The organism is Pirellulales bacterium, from assembly GCA_036490175.1.
GTDB lineage: Bacteria > Planctomycetota > Planctomycetia > Pirellulales > JACPPG01 > JACPPG01.
In genome coordinates, this window is record DASXEJ010000067.1 from 1 (window position 1) to 3,095 (window position 3,095).

4 protein-coding genes are annotated in these 3,095 nt (G+C 60.3%); all 4 read left to right on the top strand.

Going from position 1 to position 3,095, the window contains the following annotated elements:
• On the top strand, nt 1–228 hold a 228-nt coding region (locus tag VGG64_04510), incomplete at its 5' end, for a hypothetical protein (GenBank protein HEY1598839.1).
• Between the two features lie 36 nt (nt 229–264).
• Nucleotides 265–501: a hypothetical protein gene (locus tag VGG64_04515; GenBank protein ID HEY1598840.1), complete on the top strand. Its 237-nt coding sequence runs from the start codon at nt 265–267 to the stop codon at nt 499–501.
• Between the two features lie 61 nt (nt 502–562).
• The gene (locus tag VGG64_04520; GenBank protein ID HEY1598841.1) at nt 563–1,678 is read left to right on the top strand and encodes a hypothetical protein; all 1,116 of its coding nucleotides are present in this window, start codon (nt 563–565) and stop codon (nt 1,676–1,678) included.
• Between the two features lie 12 nt (nt 1,679–1,690).
• Nucleotides 1,691–2,743, top strand: a complete 1,053-nt coding sequence (locus VGG64_04525) for a hypothetical protein (protein HEY1598842.1) — start codon at nt 1,691–1,693, stop codon at nt 2,741–2,743.
• Nucleotides 2,744–3,095: the final 352 nt, after the last annotated feature.

Consider the following 3,095-nt stretch of genomic DNA (forward strand, 5'->3'; position numbering starts at 1 on the left):
GCGATCGTCGGCCAGACGCAAGGTTGGCTCGGCGTCGAGTGCTCGAGCGAGGAAATGGCCGTTTGGATGCTCCGGGCGGTCGTGGTCGAAGATGTCCTGGCACGCCGCGAAGGCAGCCAGCTCTGCGTGCCGATCGACATGAGCGATTCCGCCTTCGAGCCGATCGCCCAAACGGCCGACGCCGTTTCCCAGGCGCACCGATTGTGGAAGCTCTATGCCGCCCGGTAGCTTCATTGCGCCGCCCCATTTAATAGTACGACTACGATGAATCCGATCCTGTCGCGAATCCTCGTGATCGTGCTCGCAGGCGTCTGTGCCGTTGCGTCGTGGGCGTGCTTGCGAGACGCGATGCGCGCCGTTCGGACGCGGCGGATTGCTCTCACGCGACGGAGCGTGGTAGAAGGCGAGGAAGCAGTACACTACGGTGCAAAGCTGCTGTTCTTCGGCGTCTGCGTCGGTGCGACTGCTGTGTTTGTGCTCTACTGCCTCACCATGTTCTGAGCGTTCTGGCTCGCGATTTCGCAGCCGCTCTGCCCCATAGACCCTCAATGCCAGCCGCGCCATGAAATCTATAATCTTGCTACTGGCCTTCGCCGGCCTGTTGATCTCGGTGCCGGCATGCAACCGCGCTCGACCGGAAGAGCCGGCTAGCGTGGTGCCCGCAAGCGAGTTGAGGTACACCGACGTATTGCCGCACGGCAACGGCGCCATCGAAAGCGGCCGGAGCTACGTCTACTGTGCGACGTTTCAACTGACGTGGGACGAACTGCGCAAGCTGTCGGGCGATGCGCCCGTTCGGCTGATGGGCGACCCGCCGCTGGCCGCCGTGCTGAACGACCACCGCTTCGACCGAGCGGACTTGTCGCCCGCTGATTACCTGGCAATGTCCGGCCGTGTGAACCAGGGGATCGTGGCAGAGATCCGCCAGGCCGTGGCGACTCGATTTCCCCGAGCGACGCTAAAAGTATCCGAGGCGGCGACGTCGGACGGCCTTTATTTGTACACGTATCTCGACAAGCTGATGCCGTTTGCCGAGAAGTTCGATCGGGTCGCTGCCATCCCATTTCAGGCTGGCGGAGAAACAGCTGGGGTCGCGGCCTTCGGCATCGAGGGATTCTATTCGTCTTCCAAACGAGGCAGGGCACTGGCGAAACAGCTCAGCGTACTCGACTATCGCGGCGAAGACGATTTCATTCTGCGATTGAACACGACGGCCAAGGAAGACGAGTTGATCCTGGCCAAAGTGGCTCCGCACGCCACGCTCTCGGAGACCGTGGCCGCAGTCGAGCAGCGTATTAAGGAAGCGCGAAAGGCGGTCAAATGGCCCGGCGCCGAAGAATTTCTTTACCAGCCACACGATGAAGAACCGCTCAAGATTCCGATCGTCTCGCTGGCGATCGATCGCGAGTATGCCGAGCTAATGGATCGGCCAATCGAGAATCGAGAACTCACGGGGCTTCCGATCGTTCAGGCCCGGCAGAGGGTCTTATTTCACCTGGACGAGCGTGGAGCACGGCTCGAATCCAACGCCTGGTCGGCGGTAAAATCCGAGCAGACCAATCGGCCGCGAAAGTATGTCTTCGACAAACCGTTTCTGCTCTACGTCAAAAAGGCCGGCGACCATACCCCCTACTTTGCACTCTGGGTGGGCAGCTTTGATCTGCTTCGGACGAAATAAAGCTGTAACGGTATGACGCGATTCGATCAAGCCGCAGTCAATGGCGCCGCCCGTTGCCAGGAGAATGCTCAACGGCGTCTTGGCACAACGATTTTGCTGTACGTTGTCGCGGTTCTGTCGACTTGGGTGGCGGTACTTTGGCCAGCGGCGTCGATTCTGGCAGTGATTGGCTTCGGCTATCTTGCCATCCGATGGTGTCTTTTCGATTTGGATGCCCAAGGCCAGCCGGCGCCGGAATGGCTAACATTCGGTTGGCCCGTCTGGCCCATCGTTGTGGCCGCATATCTGCTTGGCTATCACGGGATTCGGGGAGTGAAGCTGGCGATTGCCCATTCGGCGGGCCTGGCGGCGGCCGGCCTGATTGGGCTTTGCCTGGGCGGCTATTCGCCACTGGGTTGGGTGGGGCATACCGTGACGAACGGTGTGTTGCTGCTCGCAATGGTGGCGAGCGTTGTCCTGTTCCTGCTCGGCGTGCAGCGACGATATCCCAAAGCGATTCTTCTGGCCGTGGTCCTGGCGGCGCCCGTATGCCTTGCAGCCACCTGGCGGTTTGCAGCTGACGCTTCGTCGCGCGAGTGGATGCGTAAAATCACCGGGGTGGAGTTCGCATTGGGCTCGCCCGGGCACTGGTATGACACTGGTCCGAGCTTCAATGGCGATGGCTACATAATTGAGGAATACCGACTTTCGCCGGAGGTCGCAGAACGGTTTCTCAAGTTTCTGCCCGAGATGGCTGATCGACCGAAACTTTGGCCGAGTTCGGGCGATCGGCACGTGGAGCATTGGAAGACCGGTCGGCCAGGCAAGGCCGACATCCCCTATATTAATTTTGCCTTACACGCCAACATCTACTCGATCGGCGGGCCTTCGCTGGTTGGCCAAGAGGCCGACGCGCAGGCAATGCAGACGCGCGCGCTCAAGTCACTCGAAAAATCAACGACACATTTTGCGTATTTCTACAAGGCCGGTTCCAGTTCGGGAGGACAACTGTGGGTGCAAAATGTCCTGCTGTACATCATCGATGCTCGGGCCAACAGGCTATACCGCATCGACTTTGACACTTGAGGCCGCCCGTCATTGCCTCTCCGCACGCCTGCCATTCACGCCCGGCTATGCTTCGATGAGAACTTTCGAAGCAGCCGTCGCTAAAGAATGCCGCATTCTGAGGACGACCACGCACCCTACTTCGCACTCTGGGTAGGCCGCCTCGATTTGCTTCGGAGAGAATAAGGGCCGCACGGCCGGTTCCGCGTCGCCAAGTTGCACGCGACCTACGCAAAATGCCGCGGCTGGCCGGTTGATTCGAGCACCGACATCCAGAGATCGCCGTCGGGATCGACGGTGTTGCGCTGGCGGATCGCCAGTTGCATCGGCACGTGGACGAATCGGCCGTGCCAGCGGCCGACGACCATCTCGG